At 45.0% G+C, this 22654-nt stretch carries 17 protein-coding genes and 2 pseudogenes; 5 read left to right on the forward strand and 14 right to left on the reverse strand.

The window, feature by feature from the left end:
* Nucleotide 1: 1 nt before the first annotated feature.
* Nucleotides 2-1069 carry a porin gene (locus tag ITG10_RS23460; protein WP_017629992.1) on the forward strand — a complete coding sequence of 356 codons (1068 nt, stop codon included), beginning with the start codon at nucleotides 2-4 and terminating at the stop codon, nucleotides 1067-1069.
* A gap of 156 nt (nucleotides 1070-1225) precedes the next feature.
* Here ITG10_RS23460 and tnpA read toward each other — a convergent pair.
* Nucleotides 1226-1659, reverse strand: a pseudogene (tnpA, locus tag ITG10_RS23465) (IS200/IS605 family transposase).
* A 184-nt stretch (nucleotides 1660-1843) separates the two neighbouring features.
* Between tnpA and ITG10_RS23470 the strand changes: the two are divergent.
* Nucleotides 1844-3035: pseudogene (locus ITG10_RS23470) on the forward strand (ISL3 family transposase).
* Nucleotides 3036-3065: 30 nt separating this feature from the next.
* Here the strand turns inward: ITG10_RS23470 and ITG10_RS23475 are convergent.
* The 3 genes from ITG10_RS23475 to ITG10_RS23485 all read right to left on the reverse strand — a co-directional run bounded on the left by ITG10_RS23475 (nucleotide 3066) and on the right by ITG10_RS23485 (nucleotide 6208).
* Nucleotides 3066-3476, reverse strand: a complete 411-nt coding sequence (locus ITG10_RS23475; protein ID WP_017081159.1) for a phosphate ABC transporter substrate-binding protein — start codon at nucleotides 3474-3476, stop codon at nucleotides 3066-3068.
* Nucleotides 3477-3485: 9 nt separating this feature from the next.
* Nucleotides 3486-4622 (reverse strand): outer membrane beta-barrel protein, encoded by a 1137-nt coding sequence (locus ITG10_RS23480; RefSeq protein ID WP_017632592.1) that lies wholly within the window; start codon nucleotides 4620-4622, stop codon nucleotides 3486-3488.
* A 119-nt stretch (nucleotides 4623-4741) separates the two neighbouring features.
* Nucleotides 4742-6208 (reverse strand): methyl-accepting chemotaxis protein, encoded by a 1467-nt coding sequence (locus ITG10_RS23485; protein WP_017632591.1) that lies wholly within the window; start codon nucleotides 6206-6208, stop codon nucleotides 4742-4744.
* Nucleotides 6209-6819: 611 nt separating this feature from the next.
* On the opposite strand from ITG10_RS23485, the gene ggt reads away from it, so the two are divergent.
* The gene (ggt, locus tag ITG10_RS23490) at nucleotides 6820-8550 is read left to right on the forward strand and encodes a gamma-glutamyltransferase (protein WP_017632590.1); all 1731 of its coding nucleotides are present in this window, start codon (nucleotides 6820-6822) and stop codon (nucleotides 8548-8550) included.
* Between the two features lie 147 nt (nucleotides 8551-8697).
* Here the strand turns inward: ggt and ITG10_RS23495 are convergent, their stop codons facing one another.
* A complete protein-coding gene (locus ITG10_RS23495; RefSeq protein WP_017632589.1) occupies nucleotides 8698-9756 on the reverse strand; it encodes a HEAT repeat domain-containing protein in 1059 nt (352 codons plus the stop codon).
* An 87-nt stretch (nucleotides 9757-9843) separates the two neighbouring features.
* Nucleotides 9844-11175 (reverse strand): anaerobic sulfatase maturase, encoded by a 1332-nt coding sequence (locus tag ITG10_RS23500; protein WP_248386944.1) that lies wholly within the window; start codon nucleotides 11173-11175, stop codon nucleotides 9844-9846.
* Between the two features lie 137 nt (nucleotides 11176-11312).
* On the opposite strand from ITG10_RS23500, the gene ITG10_RS23505 reads away from it, so the two are divergent.
* Together ITG10_RS23505 and ITG10_RS23510 are read left to right on the forward strand one after the other, a co-directional pair.
* A complete protein-coding gene (locus ITG10_RS23505; RefSeq protein ID WP_017632587.1) occupies nucleotides 11313-12101 on the forward strand; it encodes an SUMF1/EgtB/PvdO family nonheme iron enzyme in 789 nt (262 codons plus the stop codon).
* A 129-nt stretch (nucleotides 12102-12230) separates the two neighbouring features.
* Nucleotides 12231-13913, forward strand: coding sequence for an alkaline phosphatase family protein (locus tag ITG10_RS23510; RefSeq protein WP_017632586.1), 1683 nt, complete (start codon nucleotides 12231-12233; stop codon nucleotides 13911-13913).
* Nucleotides 13914-14080: 167 nt separating this feature from the next.
* Here ITG10_RS23510 and yegS read toward each other — a convergent pair whose 3' ends face one another.
* The 8 genes from yegS to ITG10_RS23550 all read right to left on the reverse strand — a co-directional run bounded on the left by yegS (nucleotide 14081) and on the right by ITG10_RS23550 (nucleotide 22644).
* On the reverse strand, nucleotides 14081-14986 hold the full coding sequence (gene yegS, locus ITG10_RS23515; protein WP_017632585.1) for a lipid kinase YegS: 906 nt from the start codon (nucleotides 14984-14986) through the stop codon (nucleotides 14081-14083).
* A 19-nt stretch (nucleotides 14987-15005) separates the two neighbouring features.
* A complete protein-coding gene (locus ITG10_RS23520; RefSeq protein ID WP_248386945.1) occupies nucleotides 15006-15911 on the reverse strand; it encodes a LysR family transcriptional regulator in 906 nt (301 codons plus the stop codon).
* A 78-nt stretch (nucleotides 15912-15989) separates the two neighbouring features.
* Complete coding sequence (locus ITG10_RS23525; RefSeq protein ID WP_017632584.1) at nucleotides 15990-17357, reverse strand: BatD family protein; 1368 nt, start codon at nucleotides 17355-17357, stop codon at nucleotides 15990-15992.
* Nucleotides 17354-19078 carry a VWA domain-containing protein gene (locus ITG10_RS23530; protein WP_017632583.1) on the reverse strand — a complete coding sequence of 575 codons (1725 nt, stop codon included), beginning with the start codon at nucleotides 19076-19078 and terminating at the stop codon, nucleotides 17354-17356. Before ITG10_RS23530 ends, ITG10_RS23525 begins: the two co-directional genes overlap by 4 nt.
* Nucleotides 19071-20150: a VWA domain-containing protein gene (locus tag ITG10_RS23535; RefSeq protein ID WP_017632582.1), complete on the reverse strand. Its 1080-nt coding sequence runs from the start codon at nucleotides 20148-20150 to the stop codon at nucleotides 19071-19073. Before ITG10_RS23535 ends, ITG10_RS23530 begins: the two co-directional genes overlap by 8 nt.
* Nucleotides 20143-20685: a DUF4381 domain-containing protein gene (locus tag ITG10_RS23540; RefSeq protein ID WP_017632581.1), complete on the reverse strand. Its 543-nt coding sequence runs from the start codon at nucleotides 20683-20685 to the stop codon at nucleotides 20143-20145. The genes ITG10_RS23535 and ITG10_RS23540 overlap by 8 nt, the downstream gene beginning before the upstream one ends.
* Entirely contained in the window at nucleotides 20686-21648 is a 963-nt protein-coding gene (locus ITG10_RS23545; RefSeq protein ID WP_017632580.1) for a DUF58 domain-containing protein, read from the reverse strand. It lies immediately after the preceding gene.
* A gap of 12 nt (nucleotides 21649-21660) precedes the next feature.
* The gene (locus ITG10_RS23550) at nucleotides 21661-22644 is read right to left on the reverse strand and encodes a MoxR family ATPase (RefSeq protein ID WP_017632579.1); all 984 of its coding nucleotides are present in this window, start codon (nucleotides 22642-22644) and stop codon (nucleotides 21661-21663) included.
* Nucleotides 22645-22654: the final 10 nt, after the last annotated feature.

Genomic DNA, 22654 nt, shown 5'->3' on the forward strand with positions numbered 1-22654 from the left:
TATGAAAAAAATAATTACGTCAGTGCTATGTGCTTCGATTGCTTCTCCAGCCTTTGCCATTATCGAACTTACCGACAACCTATCCTTGAGTGGATTTGGTTCAACGTCGTGGGCAACGTCAGATAACGACAACCCTTTAATCATCAATCGCGGCTTTACTGATGAGAACTGTTACGACTGTGATACCACGTTTGGTGTTCAACTCGACTACTTCTACAACTCATTTAAAGCGTCGGTACAAGTTGTTAAAGCACCTCAGTTTGATTGGAGTGATCCACAGCTAGAATGGGCTTATCTCGGCTATGAGTTTAATGACTTCGATGTCAGTGTTGGACGCTTAAGGCTGCCACTGTTCCTTGCCTCTGAATACTACTATGTCGGCCAAGCCTATATGACGGCGAGACCCCCAACAGAGGTATATAACGCCGTATTAGGTATTACTGCCTTCAATGGTATCAAAGTGAGTTGGACTCACGATGTAAGTGATGAGGCGACTCTATTACTCTCCCCGTTCTTCGGTATAAAAGACAACAATGAGGTCGACTTCAATTCGACAACTGAGCTGGAGTTTGAAACAAATCGAATGTTTGGTGCCAATCTACAATTGAGTGGAGAAGATTATCGTTGGAATTTGTCATTCCTCGATTCCAATTTTGACCAAACCGTAAAGATTAAAAACATCGGTTCACTTCCAACAGCAGACAACCAACACATCCAACTTTGGTCGTTAGGTGCTGAATATGAATTTGGTCAAGCTGTACTTGCCAGTGAAGGGCAAATTAGCGACTTCTCTTCATCCATGTACGCAAGTCTTGGCTACCACTTAGGGTCATTCACGCCTTACGTCGTTTATGGCGCACAATTTGACTCCAATGAACACTTAGAGGGGAACAGCTACTTAATTGGCGTTGACTATGATGTGTTACCTAACGTGTCTATTAATGGTGAAGTGCAATATTTTGAGGCTCGTAAAGCAAACGGTGCCTTTGTTGAGGATTTCAACGCACTTACTGGTTTTGATGACAAAGATGCCGTCCTTTACACCATCATGTTGAGTTTCGTTTTCTAACCCAGAATTAAACAATCACCATTAAATAAAAGCCCAAGGTAATCAAATAACCTTGGGCTTTTTAATGGTTCATCGCGGATTAGCGGGAACTAAAAGTAAATTACCACCTTCTAAAGAAGGTGGCTTTATGTGAGCCCCCTAAAAGGGGGCCTTTGTTTAGTCCAACGCCAATTGCTGCTGCTCCACGCGCTCTTTTTTCTCTTGATGTCTTACATAGCGTCGAATGATTTCTTCATTAACCCCTACGCTATCGACAAAATAGCCCTTTGCCAAAAGTGGTTACCCCAGAGTTTGTTTCTCCTTAAATATGGAAATTTACTAAAGAGTTTTAAAGCTATTTTGCCTTTCAATACGCCCATCAACTTGGATATCGATAACTTAGGCGGAACTTTTACTACCAAGTGCACGTGGTCAACTTGAACGTTTAATTCAACGACTTCACATCCAAGTTGATTACAGTAAACGTTTATACATCGATAAACTTCTTTACCTACATTGTTTTTCAAAATCCTAAATCGATACTTTGGTGTCCACACTATGTGATATTGACATCTCCAAAATACGTGGGAAGCTTGATTATATCTGCTCATGTTATTTGTCCTCTTTGACTTCGCTAAAAATCAAGGGAGCATTTAACATGGGTAGAACTACAGGCAAAGCCAAACTGAATGATAACCACCTACTGAAGTAGGTGGTTTAGGGCTGAAAACAAAAACGGTAGTAAGTGATATGGTTTAGTCGCCAAACAAAAATCATACACAAACTACCGTTTTCATGCCGAATCATACTTTCCTATCTTCATTCTGGGAAGGCTTTAAAATAGTAAAGTCTCACCAGACAGCATCACTTGTTACACTAACTCTTAAACCTAATTCTGAGGCTAAATGCCTTTGCGGTCTTGAAGCTGAGGCTATCCATGAGTATCAATGGCGTCATGTGAAAGAGGCCATGTTGTTCAATGTTCCTGTTGAGCTTTCCGTTCAAACTCGAAGGATCAAGTGTCGTGACTGCGGCATAAAAACAGAGTTTCTATCTTGTTAGAGCCTTATGCTCGTATAACGACGCGTCTAAAAAGCTATATAGAACAACTACTGCCTCTTCTTCCCATTAAGCATATCTCCCAGTTAACGAGCGTTCATTGGCACACCATTAAAGAGATAGATAAACGTCGACTTCGCCAAGTGGTACCGTCAGTGAAATGGGAAGGGCTAAGGCAACTCGTCATGGACGAGTTCGCCATCTTTAAAGGGCACCGATATGCCACAGTCATCGCTGATGCTAAGACTCACCAAGTCATTTGGATAGGGTTAGGTCGTAGCCGCAAGGACATACGACCGTTTTTCGAGCAGTTAGGCAAGCATGGTAACAATATCGAAGCGGTCGCAATGGACATGAATACGGCTTTTGACCTTGAAGTTCAAGCGCACTGCCCGAATGCAAAAATCGTTTACGACTTATTCCATGTTGTTGCTAAGTTCGGTCGTGAGGTGATGGATAGAGTCAGAGTCGACCAAGCTAACAAACTCAAGCAGGATAAAAAAGCGAGGCAATGGGTGAAGCGCTCACGCTGGGTACTGCTGAAAAACAGAGGTAATTTAAATGCACGACAAGATAGCTATCTTACTGAAATATTGAATATCAATAAGGACTTGATGGCCACTTATATACTCGGCTCACAACTCAAAGAGCTTTGGTACTGTAAATCAGAAGCACATGCTAAGGGGCTCTGGAGGTATGGTGGGCACAAGTGCAAGAGAGTGGAATTAAGCCATTGAAAGAGTTTGCACGAAAACTGAGGCCTTATCTTCACGGTATTATTGCATCGGCAACTTATCCGCTCAACACCTGCACATTGGAAGGGATAAACAACAAAATAAAGTTAATCAAGCGAATGGGGTATGGATATCGAGATACAGACTACTTCTTCTTGAAGATAAAAGCGGCTTTCCCCGGAAAGCCGCGATGAACCTTTTTAATGTTGGTAAGCAAACAACGCTTAGTATTTAAATAATACTTTCACGTCACCTGTTACAGCGGCTTCGTCGACATAACCAATTGCGTTGGTTTTTGAAGCAACCGTTGTGATTGCTTCGTTGTAGTCTGCAACCTGGATTGGCGCTTCAGCTTTACCGGTAAATACAAGTCGCGACCACGCTGATTGAAGTTGTGATTCGCTGCGCCCCGTCGCCACCTCATGGAAGGCTAGTCGACCTTCAGAACCATCAGCCAGCTCGATGATCTGTGCTTTGGTACCATTCGATAGCTTGCTTTTCTTACCCATGAATAACTTTTTAACGTCAGATTTAGATAGAGAATCAACGCCAGCATTGTTACCAATCACTACCATTCCAGCAGAAGCGTTAAATGAAAGAACCGCTACGGTTATTGCTGCCAGTAAACTTTTCATGTTGCCTCCTTAGAATACGAAATCAAGACGTGCTGAATAGACAATAGAGCTGTCTTCAAGGTAGTTACCCGTTGCAATATATGGGTTTGCTGTTGTTTCAACATTGCTTTGGAACCCACCACTAGTATCTCGGTAATCCACATACGTCACATCCGCTTTTAAAGACATGTTCTTAGCGAAATCCCAACGACTACCAACAGAGTAAGAAAGACGCTCGTAATTCATCGACTCTTTAATTGCCGTCGTAGTCATGTTTTCACGTTCTTCGTTGTCTGTTGTTTCAACCCAGCTAACAGAAACGTAAGGCGTAAATTCATTAATTCGGTAACCGACCAAGCCAGAAACCGATTGATAGTCATAAAACTGCCCTTCCAACTGTACATCCGCAGCTTCAACATTAACTAACAGATCACCATTGTCATATTGAGCACCCAAGGAGATGAACTGGCCATCTTGGCTATCTAGCATTGCACCCAATTGACAATACGGGTCTTGTGAGTTTTGGAAATCACAAGAAGGGTTTGACTCAGCAACAAAGTACGAACCACGGAAAGTAAAATCATCAACGTTCCAGTTGGCACTGATACCGAATAGTTTATCCAGTTTAACTTCACCAACAATTGAGTCGTCTTCATCAATAGTACCAATACCGACCACAGGCTGAAGAAGAATGCTTGAATCTTCAAGCTCAATCGGAATCAATAAATCAGCGCCCGTATAGCCCTTTAAAACAATGTTTTCATACAATTCTTGAGAAGGTCTGATCATAGGGTATGCATAACCAAGATCAGTGTAGTCAGAGTAGAAAAACAGAGGTAGACGCAGCTTACCCGCACGGGCAGTAAATGAATCAAAATCATAAGAGGCGTAAGCCATTTCGATTTTTGGCTCATAGTCATAACGGCTGTTTGCAACAACTTGTGTCACGAACTTCGCTCGTTCGTTAACTTGAAAATCAAACTGCAAGCCCGCTAGTGTCTCTTGCTCCCAATCCAATTTTTCATCTGTATAGCCAGCATAACCGATAGCGTTATCTGACTTACCGATACCTACAGAACCAAATCCACTAATACGAAGGTTATCCATATTTGCAGCATTTGCTCCAAACGCCATACTTACTAGGGCAGCAACCACTGTCTTCTTCATAACTAACTCCAATTTGTTATGTTGTTTCTTGTTTTTATGTAATTAACCCAAATTTTGGGCATACTCCCGCCCTCCTTGAGGCATAGCCAGAAAGAGAGAAGGAATGATTCTAGGGGGGCTTAACTCACCTTAAAATGGCCAGTTAATGCTGATATGTTACGAGTAACTTCTTGAATATCATGGGCTACTGCGTCGACTTGTTTAACGCTGCTACTCGTCCCTTCTGCCATTTTTCTGATTTCTTCGACAAAAGTTTCTATACGAGTTGAGGTTTGTTCCTGCTCTTCAGTTGCAGCGGCAATACTTTCATTTCGCTGACTGATTTCAGTGATCTCGGAAGTGATTTTTTGTAGCGAGTTTTCAGCAACCAGTGACTTTTCAACGCAAGTTTCAGCTTTCGTCACGCTATCCGAAATGATCGTAGAGGCTGTTTTAGCTTGTTCTTGTAACTGTAAAAGTACAGATTGGATTTCTTGTGTCGACGTTTGTGTTCTTGATGCTAACGTTCGAACTTCATCAGCAACGACAGCAAAGCCACGACCTTGTTCTCCTGCGCGCGCCGCTTCTATTGCAGCATTAAGTGCCAGTAGGTTTGTTTGCTCAGCAATAGCGCTTATCGCCTCTAAGATAGAGCCGGCACTTTGAGTATTGTCATTCAATTGCTTAACCACTTGTGAAGCATTACCGACATCTTGTGTCAGTTCTTGTACGGCTAAAATGGTACTTTTAACCTGCTGCTCTCCTAGTGTCGCCTGCTCACTGGCACTTGAAGCGGAAGTCGAAGCATCATTCGCGTTCGTTGCGATCTCTCTGGCAGCAACAAACAACTGATTTAATGAGCTAGATACTTCTTCAATAGAAAGATGTTGTTTGGTCGAAAGTTCGTTCGTGACCTGACTAGAGCTCACCAAAGCGTTAGAAATAGTGTCCAATTGAGTGACGTTCTCGATCGTATGCGTCACGTTTTGTTGCAGATGAGAGACAAAACTATTGAATGATTCGACGAGTGGTTTTAGTTCGTCGTTTTTCTCATGTTGTAAGCGAACAGTTAAGTCACCATCGCCTTCCGCAATATCGCGCATCTTGTCACTGATATTGGCTAAGTCTTTGCGTATTCCTTTAACCACAAACCATCCAAAGATGCACATTGCAAGCATGGCTAATGCACCTGAAATACTCATGATTTGGTTAGCTGTTTTATTATTTGATTCTAACTCTTGCACTGCGTTCTCAAACTCTGACTGACGAGCCGACGAAAACTCACTCATCCCTGTAGTAAGCTCTTCTAAGATTGCTGTGCTTTGCTTCGCGAGACGACCTGCTTCACTAAGACTAATTTCTTCGTCGATCATGCCTTGCGCGATGCGATAAGCCAAATCGAAGTATTGATTGGTTTGATTTTGCAGAAGTGCTGATGAACCTTGTAAAGACGGGTCCAATGAAATTTGAATATTGAAGTTACTTTGAATCGCAGCAAGAGTTTGCTTATTCATCTCCAAGATCTCTTCATCACCAAGAGTCACAGCTAAATTAAAGCGTTCTGCTAATTGAGAGATTAAAACACTATTTAACGACGCAGAATTCATGACAGGATAAGTTACTTGGTCAATCCTATTAACCTGCTTGGTATTGTTGGTTAAGGTATCTCCTCCAACAAATAGAATACTAATAAATCCGATTAACGAAACTAAACATAACGCTAGAATTCTATTCTTGATCGATAGTGTAAACATAAGCTTCCTTTGCTAAACAGTACGATGAACCGCACTAATTATTCGAACAATAACAGATCTGACTAGTAGATCAATCTGCCACAGCAAAAATAGTAACAAAAATGTTAATATTATTTATAAAACGTTAAGGCAAGCAAAATTGCCATATAAATCAATGCGTATAAATAACCATTTTATTAAAAGGTCTTTTGTCATCAAAATAACGGCCAATTATTTAAATGGGATTCGGCATATATCGCCCCCACTTTTATTATTAAACAGTGGCTCTCTTTTCATTATTAAATCGATATCAACAAGCCAAATTTCTTCTTACATTCAACTGAGTAATAAATCCATATCGCAGCGTGTTCTACAATTTAATGACTATGTCAGTATTGTGTGAGAAGCCGACAAACCCGAGAACTTCACCGTCTCAATTCGGTCAATCTTAGAGCGAATAAACAGATACCTTAAACGGAGAACGCATGCGAATAGCTACTTTATCTTTAAGTTTGGTTTCAGCGGTCGGTTTCGCGGCTGAGCCAAATCCTTTTCCAATTACGCCAGACGAAACTGGCGAAGAGTTTATGGTAAGTGCAACGAATCCATACGTAAGCAGCACTGGGTATTCGATACTCAAAAAAGGCGGTAATGCAGTCGATGCAATGGTGGCGATGCAGATGACAATGTCGGTGGTTGAACCGGATATGACTGGGATCGGCGGTGGTACTTTTGCGCTGTTTTACCAAAAAGACAAAGATCAATTCCTCGCACTTGATGGACGAGATGAAGCCCCTTCAACTGCTACTCCAGACATGTTCATGGAAAATGGAGAAGCGCTAAGTCGAAACGAGATTTTAGGGGCTCGTTCTGTAGCGGTTCCCGGCACACTTCGTTTGCTCTATAGCACTCATCAACAATACGGAAAACTGCCATGGTCTGAACTTGTTCAACCCGCAATTGAACTGGCAAGCAAGGGCTACGCGATGAACAGCTACACCTACGACATCGTGGTTCGTGAACAAGAACGATTGATTGAAGATCCAGAAATCGAATCCCTGTATTGGAATGGCGACCAAATCAAACCAACTGGCACATTGATGAAAAACCCTAAGCTTGCTGGCACTCTTAGCAACATTGCCCAACAAGGCGATAAGTACCTTTATGGTGGCGAGTTTGGTAAGCACATCGTTGAAACGGTCAACAGCCGTATCGATTCAGACCACGCAAAACTCTCCATTGAAGATTTTGAACAGTACCAAGTCAAACAACGTGAGGTTATTGAAAGCGACTACCGAGGCAACAAGATTGTCTCGTTCGGTTATCCAGCCTCTGGTGGGGTAATGGTTGCTCAAAGCCTTGAGATGTTGGAAGCCTATGACTTAGCCGACATGTCTAAAACCGATGTTGAACCTTGGCGCTTGATGACCGAAGCAATGAGAATCGCAAAGGCCGATCGCATCGCTTTTGCGGGCGATCCAGATTACATTGAAGCGCCCGTAGCTGCCCTACTCGACAAAGCCTACATCGATGAGCGACGTAAGCTCATTCCAGAGAGTGGCATTGCGAAAACAAACCCGAAAGCAGGCAAGCTATCCGATACTGATTACGCTCAGTATCAAGGTTTTGAGAGTCAAGATACTGGGCACATATCCATTATCGACAAAGACGGTAATGCCATTGCCATGACTAGCACCGTCGGCACAGGCATGGGCTCTGGAGTGATGGTCGATGGCGTGATTCTTAACGCACAAATGGCGAACTTCTCCACCAAACCCACCATAAACGGTAAACCGACTCAAAACGCCATCGAAGCGGGTAAGCGACCACGCTCTGCAATCACACCATTAATGGTTATGGATAAAAAGGGCGACCTGCGTTTAGTTATCGGATCTCCAGGTAGCTCGCAAATTCCGGGTTACGTGTTGAAAGCCGTAATAGGTGTTCTAGATTGGGATCTGTCCGCGCAGGAAGCAATTGACCTTCCAAACATCCAATACGGCACCAAGATTGATCGCACCAAACCTTATGAGCCAACAGGTTTACTCGTCGAGAAGAAAACCTACGCCGAAATGTTAGTACCAGAGTTCATGCAACTCGGTTATCCGGTGCATGTCATTCCAGTCGTCAGTGGCTTGAATGCCATTGAAGTCAAAGATGGCAAGATCTATGGCGCGACCGACAGACGCCGTGCATCAAGCTCTATGGGTGAATGATAAAACGAAACGGGCAAGTAATAGGCTTGCCCTTATTTTGTCTTTAGTCGCTTGAGCCTTATCTAAGCAGTTCATGGATGCGAAAAAGCCAGTCGAACGTGTCGACTGGCATTTCATTATCGGCTTCGCTATTTACTCATTAGAATATTATGAACTTGGCGCTACTCGCTTTTCTTTCAACTGCTCAATAACGTAGTCAGGAGCCACTTTACCTAGCTCACCTAAGCAATCATCGGTCTTTTCATTGCCGTAGCGTACGTAGATATCGCATACCGCGTATAACTGCTCTGGAGAACCAGAGATCAAATACGCTTTTTCGAACGATTTAGTCGACTTATCGATATCGAGCTCTTCTTGTAATACCCCATTTAGGTACCAGTAGTAGCTGTTATCTTTCGCTAGCTTCGCAGCCACTTCAATCTCTTTGGCTGCCGCAGTTTTGTCTTCAAGGCGAACCAGAGTCAGCGATTTCGAATAATGCAGAGCGGCGTTATTTGGCACGCTCTCCAAACCACGATCTAATACTTCGACTGCTTGCTTATCTTTGTTCTGAGCTCGAAAATTATCTGCGTAGCTCAACCAAACTTGCGCATCTTTTGGATGCGTATTGATCAGTTCTAGATAAACCGTTTCCGCCTTATCCCAGTCGTTGTGCCAGCGAAGCACATCAGCAAACAGTAATTGGTACTTTTCAGATTCTTGCGTTTCCAAGAAGCTAATTAGCTCTGTGACTAGTGGTTCAATTTGTGCTTTTTGCTCATCATCTAACGCATTGAAGTCACGGACTAGGTTTGACGTTGCCGTGTGGCGAACCATGGTATCGCTGTCTTTTAGCAGGGGTGAAACTAGCGCCCAACGATGCTCAAGTTGGTAAGGTTCAGAACCGATAACCGCCGCTTCACGAACTTCAGGGTTTTGATCTTTTAAGCCTCTTGCCACCGCCACCAGCGCATTTTGGCTTGGGTATGAAGCAAGCGCTTGCAGTGCTCCAGTTCGATTTTCAACAGATTGATTCTGATCTTGCGCCATGTAAGACAACTGCTGAATACGGGTTTGAGTGTCCGTCATTTCAAGCACTTGATTGATATTTTGTGCCGGTGCGTCAACCGTTTGTTGAACGCTATTCGCAGCCATCGCAGACGTTGAAATCAATGCGGACGTTGAAACCAATAAAGCAACAGCCGTCGCTAAACTCTTCTTCATCATAGTATTACCTTAAATTGGAGAACTTAGCCTGTCCTTAGACTCGTATCTGATTAAATTTTTCGTGGGCCTGTTAACTCAAAGAACGAGTTAAAACTTGGTCTCGAACGTAGCTTGTTGAGCCTGTTTTGCTCGATGCGCCATCAACACTGAGTCGCTGAATTTGCCATGAGCCACTGGATGCCCCATCGCACGAGCGATGTACGCCATCGACTTATCGACATGAGAAAAGAACTTATGCCAACCTGCACATAAGTAGTTCAAGCCCGGTTCGCCTGCACGAGTTTTGATAAAGCGGTTCTTTGGACACTCACCATGACAAGCGAACTTGTAATCACACTGCTGACATTGACTGGTCAGTGTGCGGGATTTAGCAAAACCAAACTTTTGCTGTGGTGCGCTGTACGCCAAATCATCAAGTTTCTCGTGATGAATATTACCAATCTTGTATTCAGGGTAAACATAATGGTCGCATGAGAAAACATCGCCATTTGGCTCCATTGCTAAGCCCTTTCCGCATATCTCGTTCAAGGTACACAATGGGTTCGGACGCCCAATCCATGTTTCTACGCTCGCTTCAAAATACTGAACAAACACCTTACCGATGTCGTTCTTAGCCCACTCATCAAATACAGAAATAAGGAAATTACCCCAAGCCAAGTCCGACACACACCAAGATTCCATGATCGAATCTTTATGGCCGGGGATCAGGCGTTTGTCGCCTTGTTTGAGCTGCTCGCTCACTTGGGATGTTTGTGGTGCAACCGTTCGGAACGTTTTCTGTTCAACGATAGGAATAAACTGCATTTGCGGTGACTTCACCACATCACGTAGGAAGCGATAGACCTCAAGTGCATTTTGACTGGTGAGGTTATTCACACAGGTAAGCGTTGCGAACTTCACTTGGTGTTTGTGCAGCAGATCCACAGCCGCCATCACTTGTTTGAATGTGCCACGGCCAGCTCTGTTAACACGATAGGCATTGTGCAGCATTTCAGGACCATCAATACTCAAACCGATCAGGAAGTTATTCTTCGCAAGAAACTCAGCCCAATCATCATTCAGCAAAGTACCATTGGTTTGTAAATCGTTTGAAATCAATACACCTTCAGGTTGGTACTTTTTCTGTAGCTCAACCACGCGTTCAAAATACGCCAAACCTAGCATTGTCGGTTCGCCGCCCTGCCATGAGAAGATAATTTCTGGCGTGTTTTGACCTTCGATGTATTGTCGGATGTAGGTTTCTAACGTCTCATCATCCATTCTTGGAGAACTGCCTTTCTTGTACTCCAACAAATCTTGCTTACTTAGGTAGTAACAATATTTACAGTCAATGTTGCACGCTGCGCCAATCGGCTTAGCCATGACATGCAAACGCTTAGACGCTTTACCGTTATATTGTGGACCTTGAGTAATATGCATGATTTACCTACCTATTTTAGTATTCTGGACCCATCATAATTCCTATTCGATCAGGTGGCATGTTATACCCTTTATAACCAATAGGAATGACCTTAAACGTTAGAATTAGACTCTATTTCGAACATCTGAGGCACGTGATGAAATTTCTTAATTACAAACAGTTAGCAACAATGAGCAGCGTCACCATGACTATTCTTCTGAGTGGCTGTGCAAGCGTGCCTACACACCCCATCGCCCAACAAATTGACCAAGAGATGGTGTTGGTTGAAGGCGGCACATTCACCATGGGGTCGAACGATCCAGAAGCGACCAAAGCAGAGCGTCCTGCACGTAATGTAACTGTAGATAGTTTCTATATTGCGAAGTTTGAGGTGACTCAAGAATTGTTCGAATCGGTGATGGGTTCATCTCTCAGTTATTTCCAAAACCCACAAGTTCCGGTCAATAACCTTAGCTGGCAACAAGCAAACTATTTTGTCGAGCAGTTGAATGAACTAACGGGTGAAGAATACCGTCTGCCGACTGAAGCTGAATGGGAATTTGCAGCCAAAGGTGGCAATAAAAGTAAAGGCTATACTTACAGTGGTTCCAATAACTTAGATGATGTTGCGTGGTACTCAGCAAATTCTAAAAATAGCGCACATCCAGTCGGGCTAAAGAAACCAAATGAACTAGGCTTATATGACATGACAGGAAACGTGGGCGAGTTTGTTATCGATGCCTTCGATGACACCTTCTACCGATTCGGTCCAACAGACAACCCTAACAACGCAAAACACAGCGACGTCGGTTTATCACACAAATCGGTTCGCGGTGGCAGCTTTGCTTATGACGAAAATGAATCTGAAAGTTACCGTCGTGACTTCGCAAGCCAATCGATCACTATGTCAGATATGGGTTTGCGTTTAGTTAAAGATACGAACTAACTAAAGATACCGAAGGTATCAGTTCAATAACCTTCACCAGCAATACTAAAAGTACGATTAGTACCATTCAAACGTTAGAAATCTGGCCAAACATTAGAACTCAGCGGCAACAGTAAATAAGGAAACTCTATGCAATACACCAAGCTTTCAGGACTAACCCTCGCGTTACTCTGCGCTCTTCCAACTTCAGCTGCGGAAAAGCCAAATCTAGTCCTTCAAATCACGGTAGATGGCCTGCGCGCAGATCTAATCGAACGATATAAGCACAACTTCGGTGAAGGCGGTTTCCGGTACTTAATGGATGATGGTACCTACTACACCAACGCAAACTACCAACATGGCAACACGGAAACGATCGTGGGCCATGTGTCGCTTGCAACAGGTGCTCCACCGAGCGTACACGGCATGGTAGGTAATGTTTGGTATGACCGTAGCGAAGAACGTTTGGTGTATAACGTAGAAGACGGTAACTACCAAATGCTGACCTCTGGTGCAGGTGTCGATAAAGCAACAGAAATAGACCCAACGCAGAAGACAGCACAAGGCGACGGTCGCTCTCCAGAGCCAATACTTTCCACCACGTTTGGTGATGAGCTAACGATTTCCAATAGTGGCAAATCAAAAGTGTTCGGTGTCTCTGTGAAAGACCGCGGCGCAATCTCATTGGCAGGACACAGTGGCAAAGCCTTCTGGTTCTCCAAAGCACAATCTGAGTTTGTCACCAGTAACTATTACTACGACGAGTATCCAGATTGGGTATCACGGTGGAACGAGAAAGCGATTGCTGCTCAGTATTCCAAACAGAAATGGGAGCTCTCATTACCGCGTGAGAAATACACGTTGCAAGAACACGATACCGAGCACAAAGTGAAACTCGGTGATTTCCAACGTACCTTCCCTCACCCATACGGCCCGGCAAGTTACAAGTACTACAGCACCACCCTAACCGTCAGCCCTGCTGGTGACGAGATCACGGAAAACTTCGCTAGCACCTTGTTGATGCAAGAGAAGCTTGGCCAAAGTGACGTGACTGATTATCTGTCTGTAAGTTTCTCTTCAAACGACTACGTGGTGCACCTTTACGGCCCTGAAAGCCTAGAAACAGAAGACAACCTTATCCGACTTGATAAGACTCTCGCTAAGCTTTTCAAAACCGTGGATAACCAAGTCGGGCTAGAAAACACATTGATTGTGCTGTCTGCCGACCACGGCGTTCCTGAATCTTCACCTGCGGCAAATGCGCTTGGTTTCAATCAAGCTCAATACTTCAATAAAGACACACTACTCTCGAGTGGTGTTGAGAAACGATTGAAGGATGAATTTGGTTTAACCAAAGACGCGATTCGCTTGTACGCACAACCTTACATCTATCTGAATCATGGTCTGATCGCTGAGAAGAAGCTTGATCTGGCTAAGGTACAAGAAGTCATTGCTGATGAGATTGCAAAAGTGGAAGGTGTTGCGTTTACTGTATCAAGTAGTGACATTGTGGCTAACCGAGTGCCGGATACGCATGTGATGCAGCTAATTAAAAACAACTACCACCCTGCTCGTTCAGGCGATGTGTATGTGGTATTCGATCCGCGTAGCTACATTAACGACATGGAAGGCCTGCAAATTGCCTCGACTCATGGTTCTCCTTGGAAATACGACACACATGTACCGGTTATCTTCGCAGGCTACGATGTTGAAGCTCAGAAGGTCTCGCGTGCAATCACGCCATACGATATTGCCCCGACGCTTTCAAACAAACTGGGGATCACACAACCAAGTGGGTCAATTGGAGAGGTACTACAAGAGATCACTGACTAGACTCAATCTCTAAGGTTTCCTGATCTAGGTTTCGTCATCTAGATTTCGAATCCAGCACCCACTCAAGAAAAGAGCCGTTTATCATATTCAGACTGATTCAGTCGAAACAGATAAGCGGCTCTTTTAATCAATAGCGGATAGATTGAATCAATATAAGTTAAGTGCCTTCACTGGTTCTTCACCAAACAAGGACAGCTATCGGGCAGCACCAAACAAATGCTGGATGGCATGACCTCAAAACGTATTTGGTTGGATCGATAAGGTTCACCGTCAAGGTTAATGGGCAATGGCTGAGGGAAATCTATCTCCAACCAACGCGCTTGAGTGTGAACAACGTATTGACCGTCGTCAGCGGGGTGTTTGAGCTCTTCGATGACTTTCGGTAAATCAGACGCAACGAATGCCTTGACCAAAGTAAGATCCATCAAGCCATCATCAATTAGCGCATTGGGCGCAAGCTCTTGACCACCTCCCGCGAGGCGACCATTACAAAACGCCCCCACCAGAATTTCGCCCGTAAAAGTGCCTTTATCTATGGTCAAGGTACCGCTGTAAGGTTTAAACCCTAGCGCTTTGACCACACCGGTTAGCGTGTATGCGCCACCACCAAGAAAGTCTTTAAGTTCAACGGGCGTTTCGGCCGTCACTTCGGCGCCAAAACCCGCTGCAGCAACATTCATGAAATAACGATCATTGGCACGAACACTGTCGACCGCAAACGCATTCCCTTCTAAAGCAAGCGTAAACGCCTGAGCAATATCGCAAGGAATTCCGATTGCGGTCGCAAAATCATTCGCGGTTCCCATGGGAATAATAGCAAGCTGCGGCCTCTCGCTAGCACGAAACTGGTTAAGTGCGTTAACGGCCTCATTGACCGTTCCATCGCCACCCGCCACAATCAGACGCTTAACACCATCGCATATTGCCTCGCTTACCAAACGGAACATATCCGACGATTCCCAAGTCACTCTAACTTGCAGGTCAATATCATTGTCCCTCGCCGCAAAGATGGCTTGCCTTAACTCCGGGAAATTGGCTTTCTTTCCGTTTAAAATCGCGCGAATGCTTTCCATGGCTATGTCCTTGTATAGGCTAACTTGATAACTCTTTTGCTGCCGCTTTGATCTTAGCTCGTAACCACTTATGGCTTGGTTCATTAGTCCGGCTTGGATGCCAAATCATACACATATCGAGGTCTTCTAATTCGAAGGGTAATGGCAGTGTTTTTACCGCGTACTTTTCAGAAAAACAACGCACGGATGAAATAGGTAACACCCCGATGTAATCAGACCCTTCAATAACAGGTAGCATCTCGACAACACCCGCAGCACGATAGACTATTCTACGTTTTTCTAGGTCACTGTAGTGTTCAGAGCTCAATAAGCTTTTACGTGCATGCCAACGAGATACGACCACATGTTCAAGTAAAAGGAACTGTTCCATGTCGATAGTATCGCCCACAATAGGATGGTCTTTGCGGCACACCACTACTAGCTCCTCTGTAGAAATCACCTCATGCTTAAGCATGGTTCTTCCTTTTGGCGTCATATCGACAATAACATCGTGTCTTTGGAGCCTTAAATCAGACTCGTAGTCTTCCGTAAACAGAGGGTGAACTTCGAGTGCGATGCCAGGTGCAACTTGGCTGATTAACTGCATAACTCTTGGCATCATTTCATAACTCGCCGCCGAGACGCAGGCAATTGAAAACACTCGGCCTGAAGTTTTAGGGTCGAAGTCTCTTGATGCGGATAAGGTAGAAGTAAAGTTTTTAAGCGCAGCGGCCATTGCAGGATAGATATCAATAGCAAATGTGGTCGGCTCTACGCCAGAAGTGGTTCGGTGAAACAGTGGCTCATCATAGATATCTCTCAACCTTGCAAGCGCCTTGCTCACAGCCGGTTGGCTTATATCCATACGATTTGCAGCTCTTGATAAGTTCTGCTCTTCATAGATAGCGACAAATATAGGAATTAAATTTAGCTCGGTACTTTTCATACAGTTCCATATTAAAGAAGCAGATTCCCTATAGTAGAGAACCTGCCGATTATGTTCGATGCGAATAACTAAAGTTTGCTACTTAGTTCTATCTTTTAAGTCTGGCAAGGCTTTAGGGATTTTCAAGCGGGCGAAAATTGAACGAGCATGGCTTGAGTTTGATTGGTCACTGGGTAGGTTGCGTAACCCTCTCCACAAACGAACGAATACGTTTTTATCTTCATGCCCTTGTTGAAGTGCTTCGCTGTCTTCCACCCAACGTTTTTGTCCATTCAATTTACCCAGTTGGGCTTTACCTAGTTCTAGCTGACTAGTTTGAGTTCGTAACTCACGATAGACAAAGGTTCTCAATGCAGACCAATTACCTTGCTTGAGTAAACGACGTAATACCAACCAACTTGGTGTTGGACGATTTGCGTAGTAACGCTTAACGGAAACAATCAACGCAATGCAGACTAACAGAGCCAAACCCACACTAATAAACACCGACATGTAGGCCTTGATGAAAGATTGGACTGTGTGTTTGGCTTCAAACACTTCGCCTTTTATCACCACGTTTTCAAGGCGTTGATTTTTGCTGTCCCACCACTGAAATGAAAACTCTGGCAGCGTAAACTCACCACCTTGTTGAATCACATATACCGTCTCTTCAACTCGGCTAGAACGATAATCACCGCGCTCTTGTGTATCGTCTAAACGATTTGGCTGTGGGTAAGCTTGATATTGCTGAGTCGATTCATTGTTTAACACATCTGGCAGTAACACAGACAAGCTGTCTTTCGCTTTGATCGTCACAGTACGAGTAACCGCATCGCCAACTTTCAAGTTTTCATTCGAACGCTGCCATTGCTGCTCTACATCCACATCTGTCGCAGAAAACCAAGGCGATTCATCACTTAATAAACCTGAAGGTAGTGAGGCTTCAAACTTGATCGGCTGCGTATAAAGCGTACCACCCACGTTTGAACCATCAGGAGCAGAAACTTGGATACGAACCGGCACGGTTGGAATAACAAACTCACCGGAAGTCATCGGATAAAGCGTCACTTCCCAACGCTGACGTGACCATGTAGTACCACCGACTCTTTCTGTGTAGTTCGTCGCAAGTTGGTTACGCTGCTTAGCGATCACGTTAGGGATTTCGATACTGCCAATTCGAGTGCCGCCTGTTAACCAGCGCGGTGTCGCCACCTCAATGTTCAGAATGACCTGCTCATTTACGCTGACTTTGGTCGGCGTTATCTTGTCGCCTGACTTGGGTTTCTCACCTACCCAAGCGATAAGCTCAACGTCACCACTTTTTTGCAAATCGAAGATATCGGCAGCAGAAGCAACAGCAGGAAAAAACCAACTCAACATAAGAGTCATCGACAACAACCATGTACGAGCTGTGAATCGCGTTCGCTTTGATTGAATCGCTTCAAGAGCTAAATCGTATCGACTCATTGTGTTTGCTCCTGTTTTGATGTCTGTTCCTGTTTTGGCGCCTGTTCAATAGATGGTGCAGGATCTCTTAACTGAATTTGGAACTTAGACTTCAAGAAGAACTTAGGATCCGCTTCGACGCGTTTTAACCACTTGTCGGCAAGCTCTTGGCTGCCCAAGATTTCATTGGCGTTCAGCGTTTCCTTGAGCATCAATTCCGCTACCGTTTCTTCTTCGGCGCCATCACCCGTTCGCGGCTGATCGTCTTCGAGTTCTAAAGATTCTTCAGGGCCATCTGTGGTTCCAGACTGGCTTTCGCTGGTTCGGTTTACCTCTTCGACAATCCCGCTAAGCACTGCAAGATTGTTCTCCACATCCGTTCTTAGTTCAGGTGAAAGATCCTCTTTCTCGCTTAGTGACTTCAAAAGGTCTCGCGCCGCAAGGTATTCACGCTGCCTAGCTAACGCACTGGCTGCATTGTACAAACCAAGGTCAGTTTTGGTTTGCAGGAATGCACTGTGAGCGAGCTTAAAATCACGAGCATAGTAATAAGCCGCGCCCTTTCGCATTGGGTCCTTAAAATGCTTGGCGGCTTCAAGGTATTCCTTTTGATTCAATAAACGTTGTCCTTGCTGATCAGGCGTTAGCCATAAATCCCACCACCATTGTGCTGTTTTACCCCAAACCGTCAGGGACTCTTCAACTACGGGTTTATCCGCGGTTAAGCTGACCGTTTTCGCCAAGGTATCCGGTGAATAGAAGGAACCCGTAATCAGCACACCAACCACACACCACTGAACCAACCACCCTTTTCTAAACCACAACAACATGATGATCGCCATTGGAATAAGCAGACCGTATCCCATGTCTTTCCAAGGCATTGAAGACTCGCCGTTAAGCTGCATGTTTCTTTCAACGGCTTGATTCAGTTGTCGAATATCCGAATCGTCAACGGTCACCTCTATCACTCGACCACTTGTCTTATTCGCCAAATTGCGCAATGAATCGAGGTCAACAGGGTTATCGCTCACCACATCGCTATTTCCGGCAGCCAAAATAAGCAACTGATATGGGTTTTCGTTGAAAAAAGTTTCAAAAGCTCGCGTCGTACTTGGATTCACACCATCTGATACCAACAACACTGACGAACCTAACTCACCAGACAATTGCTGATTTATGAGTGGCAACGCTTCTTCTGCTGACTTACCTGAAACAGGCATGATATCGGGTGTGATAGCCGCAAGAAACGGTTCAAATACCTTACTGTCCTGCGTCACGGGCATCGCGACGTGTGCGCTGCCTGCGTAAACCACTAAGCCAGTGTTACCGCCTTTGCGAGCTGCCAATAAGTCTCTAATTTTCTGCTTGGATCGTTCCAAGCGACTTGGAGGCAAATCTTTAGCAAGCATAGATTCACTGTTATCAAGCACAACCAACATCGACGCTTTGTCTTCACCAAAAGGCGATGCTTCACGTTGCCATGTTGGGCCAGAACAGATAATGATGGCGATAGTCACAATTACCACCAATAGCTTCAACGGCAGTTGCTTGCGCCAGCCTGTTTCGCCAATCGTCAATGCATCACGTAAATGTGCAGGTAGAATGTCTTTCCACGTTAGTTTTGTCTCTTCTCTCCAACGAACCCATAACAGAAAAAACATTGGAATAAAGGCCAACAACCACAATGGTCGGATAAAATGAAACTGGGTAAAGAACTGTTGTATCGTGAGAGAATCAGGCATCACTCTCTCCTTTCAAATTCTTAGCCGAAGAAGCGAGAAGCGATCTTCGGCGTATCGTTGCTAAGCTGAATGCGGTCAAATACATCACTACAACAATCGCCATCAAATAATGGTGCAGCCCCTGTTTAGGGCGATAAGTGGTACTCTCATACAGTTGAGGTTCTAGCTCACCAATTTGAGCATAGGCTTTGGTCAGTTCGTCGCGGTTAAGCGCTTCAAAGGCTTCGCCACCAGATTCTTGAGCCACACGTTTGATGGTTTCCATATCCAGAGCAACCTCTCCAACGGTTTGCGGATCGCCCATCGCAATAACGTGAATTCGAACGCCCTTAGCCTTAGCGACTTTTGCGGCATCGATAGGCTCAACAAAGCTTCCTGTATCATTGCCGTCTGTTAATACGATCACGACTTTCTCTTTTTCGTTGGTATCGACGTTTGAATCTTGAACGACAGCACTTTGCTTTTCACTCTGTTCAAACACCTTGATCGCCAAGCCAATTGCATCGCCTAAGTGCGTACTTTGCCCTGCCATCGCCACGTCGGTTTGATTAAGCAGTTCAAGCCATACCTCTTGGTCTGCGGTAAATGGCGTTTGTACAAACGCTGCATCACCAAACAAGATCAAACCGAGTCGGTCCCCTTTTCTGGTTTTCGCGAAATCGGCTAACACCTCTTTGGTCGCATCTAAACGAGAGATTTTATCGCCTTGCTGAGAGGTAAAATCTTGTTCTGCCATTGAGCCTGACAAATCGACAACCACCATCACATCACGACCTAATTGTTCGCGAACCTGTGGCTCACCAAGAATGGTTGGTTTCGCTAACGCGCACACGACCAATATCCAAGTAATAATCAGTGTGGTTCGTTGCCACCAGCTTGGTGTTAACTGGCTGGCACCTTCTGACGGCGCTTCCCCAATCGCTTCAACCAGCTCTCGGAAAAATGGCACCTTAATCGCCATTTGCTTAGTCCGATAAGCTGGCACTGCAAAGTAAACCAACAATGGCAGAGGCAGCGCGATAAACCACAGCGGGTGCGCAAATTCAAAGCTGGCAGATAAAACATCAAACATTGTCTTGCCCCTCAGCCGTTACCTGTACATTCGGTTTGTGAACTTTTAACCACATCATCGCGGTTTGAATTACCTCTAAACGCTGTTCAAAGCTCAAACGGACATTAGGGTCAATTAAGCTCTGCATCCATAATTCCGAGACTTCATCGGCAAAGAACGCATTGCTGTTTTCACTGGTGTTGGCGCTAACAGGCAGGTAAGCATTCAAACGGTTGACATAGGCTTGGTCAAACAGCTTGGCATTGCTGCTGTCTAGGTAGCGAAGCACCACTTTGAGTACTTTAAAGGTTCGTTCGGTGGAGTTCTTGTCTCGTGCATCCAATACCATGAGCTCTTGAAGCGCTTCTTTACGATAACGGTTACTCCACCATCTCAGCGCCAAACGATAAGCCAGATAGATAGCGACCAATAACAGAATAATGCCGAGGATCTTCCAACCAATGGTTTGCGGCATCCAGCTCACACTCGTGGGAATGGCGACATCGTGCAGATCGCGAAGGATATAAGTACTTGGAGGCGTGTGTTCAACGGCCATCTAGCGCCCTCCCACCAGCTTTTGCAGCTGTGATATGTGATTGCCCGAGGTGTCTAATTCGATATAAGGAAGGTTTTTCATCGCCATCAATTTAGCAAGCGACTGTTTCTGAAGTGCCGCTTTTTGGGCAAGGCTTTCACTTGCAAGGTTAACCTTAGATTGGCTATCCAGATTAAGTTGAAAGCGACCATCACCCACCACCCAGTTTGCGCTAGCCAGATCTTGAGGCAATGATTGTTCTAATGGATCGGTCACCATAATGGCTAAGATGTCGTTGTGTTGCTGCAGTTGTTTTAGTCGGTCAAGATGTTGCTCTTGGCAATCTCGCCAATCACTAATAAAGATTAAGGTCGATTGCTTTAATCTCATTCGTTTTATCAGTTCAATCCACTGGCTAAACCCAACACCTTCGCTGTCGCTTACACTGACACCTAAGCTTTGATTGGCTTTGGTGAGGTGTTTTAGTTGAGCCAATAAGTCCGATTGAGAACGCTGCGCTTTGGTATGAAAGAGCTTTTGGTGTGAGGCTAAAACGAAGCCGACTCGGTCACCATCTTTCAGCACTCGCCATCCACACAATGCAGCGACTTCAGCGGCCACAACGGATTTCATGGTGTTTTGAGATGCAAAAAACATCGAGCTGCGCTGATCGACGCAGATCATCACATTTCGGTCTTTCTCTTCGGTATAGCTGCGAACATGAGGCTTACCTGTTCGCATGGTGACTTTCCAATCAAGATTGCGAATATCATCACCCAGTTGGTAATGACGCAACTCCTCGAAGTTCAACCCACGGCCACGGAATAGAGAATTATGTCGACCCGACAATACACTGCCAGCCTTTAGATGTGGCAGCAGAGAAAACGACTCAACTTGAGCTTGTATTCGCACTAACCTTGAATAGTCGCAGTATAAGCGTGGATCAAGGCCTTGCGATTTGGGAGCTTGTGTTGGCTTCGCCATGACGCCCCCTAGTTATCCGATCTCAACATTATCAAGCAGTTCTTCAACCACTCTTTGATGGTCAACACCATCGGCCAATGCGTCATAAGAGAGTGAGAATCGATGACCTAACACGGTTGGTAGCATCGCTCGCACATCGTCTAACGTGACGTGGTCACGCCCTTGTAGCCAAGCATAAGCGCGAGCACATTTATCCAATGAGATTGACGCTCGTGGGCTTGAACCAATCTCAATCCATTTAGACAAGTTTGATTCAGGGTAACGCTCTGGCTTACGAGTCGCCATCACCAAGGCCACAATGTAGTTCTCGACTAAATCAGAGACCGCAATATCAGGAAGTTGGCGACGAGCTTCAAGTACCAATTCAGGCTCAATATGCTGTGGTGTGACTAATTCTGAACTTGTCTCACTGCCTAGCTCTTCACTGCGCACCAATCGAATGATGTCACGCTCCGCTTCGTCTTCTGGGTAGTAGACCGTTACTTTCATGATGAAACGGTCCATTTGTGCCTCAGGTAGCGGATACGTGCCTTCTTGTTCAACCGGGTTTTGAGTCGCTAACACCATGAACAAGTCTGGAAGGATATGAGTTTGGCCACCCACGGTTATCGTGCCTTCCGCCATCGCTTCAAGCAGTGCCGCTTGTACCTTTGCAGGCGCACGGTTCACTTCATCGGCTAGAACAATGCTATTGAAAATAGGACCCGGTTGGAAATGCAGTTGCGGCTTGCCATCTAGCTCTTGATACACCTCGGTACCCGTCACATCTGATGGCAATAAGTCAGGCGTGAACTGAATTCGCCCAAAGCTTGTGTTCAATAAATTCGCTAGCGACTTGACCGAGCGTGTTTTCGCTGTGCCGGGAAGCCCTTCTAGAAGCACATGGCCATTGGTCAATAATCCGATTACCAGAGCCCGAACGACGTGACTCTGACCGATAACACTTTTCTCTGTCTGTTCAATCAGTTGGTTTATTGCTTGTTGCGCATGGTTCATAGGTCTTCCC

Origin of the sequence: Vibrio sp. ED004, from assembly GCF_023206395.1 — a bacterium.
Taxonomy (GTDB): Bacteria; Pseudomonadota; Gammaproteobacteria; order Enterobacterales; family Vibrionaceae; genus Vibrio.

Excerpts from the sequence above, each read along its gene's own strand:
- ITG10_RS23460 (WP_017629992.1), top strand. The coding sequence starts at position 2 with ATGAAAAAAATAATTACGTCAGTGCTATGTGCTTCGATTGCTTCTCCA.
- ITG10_RS23475 (WP_017081159.1), bottom strand. The coding sequence starts at position 3,476 with ATGAAAAGTTTACTGGCAGCAATAACCGTAGCGGTTCTTTCATTTAAC.
- ITG10_RS23480 (WP_017632592.1), bottom strand. The coding sequence starts at position 4,622 with ATGAAGAAGACAGTGGTTGCTGCCCTAGTAAGTATGGCGTTTGGAGCA.
- ITG10_RS23485 (WP_017632591.1), bottom strand. The coding sequence starts at position 6,208 with ATGAATTCTGCGTCGTTAAATAGTGTTTTAATCTCTCAATTAGCAGAA.
- ggt (WP_017632590.1), top strand. The coding sequence starts at position 6,820 with ATGCGAATAGCTACTTTATCTTTAAGTTTGGTTTCAGCGGTCGGTTTC.
- ITG10_RS23495 (WP_017632589.1), bottom strand. The coding sequence starts at position 9,756 with ATGATGAAGAAGAGTTTAGCGACGGCTGTTGCTTTATTGGTTTCAACG.
- ITG10_RS23500 (WP_248386944.1), bottom strand. The coding sequence starts at position 11,175 with ATGCATATTACTCAAGGTCCACAATATAACGGTAAAGCGTCTAAGCGT.
- ITG10_RS23505 (WP_017632587.1), top strand. The coding sequence starts at position 11,313 with ATGAAATTTCTTAATTACAAACAGTTAGCAACAATGAGCAGCGTCACC.
- ITG10_RS23510 (WP_017632586.1), top strand. The coding sequence starts at position 12,231 with ATGCAATACACCAAGCTTTCAGGACTAACCCTCGCGTTACTCTGCGCT.
- yegS (WP_017632585.1), bottom strand. The coding sequence starts at position 14,986 with ATGGAAAGCATTCGCGCGATTTTAAACGGAAAGAAAGCCAATTTCCCG.
- ITG10_RS23520 (WP_248386945.1), bottom strand. The coding sequence starts at position 15,911 with ATGAAAAGTACCGAGCTAAATTTAATTCCTATATTTGTCGCTATCTAT.
- ITG10_RS23525 (WP_017632584.1), bottom strand. The coding sequence starts at position 17,357 with ATGAGTCGATACGATTTAGCTCTTGAAGCGATTCAATCAAAGCGAACG.
- ITG10_RS23530 (WP_017632583.1), bottom strand. The coding sequence starts at position 19,078 with ATGCCTGATTCTCTCACGATACAACAGTTCTTTACCCAGTTTCATTTT.
- ITG10_RS23535 (WP_017632582.1), bottom strand. The coding sequence starts at position 20,150 with ATGTTTGATGTTTTATCTGCCAGCTTTGAATTTGCGCACCCGCTGTGG.
- ITG10_RS23540 (WP_017632581.1), bottom strand. The coding sequence starts at position 20,685 with ATGGCCGTTGAACACACGCCTCCAAGTACTTATATCCTTCGCGATCTG.
- ITG10_RS23545 (WP_017632580.1), bottom strand. The coding sequence starts at position 21,648 with ATGGCGAAGCCAACACAAGCTCCCAAATCGCAAGGCCTTGATCCACGC.
- ITG10_RS23550 (WP_017632579.1), bottom strand. The coding sequence starts at position 22,644 with ATGAACCATGCGCAACAAGCAATAAACCAACTGATTGAACAGACAGAG.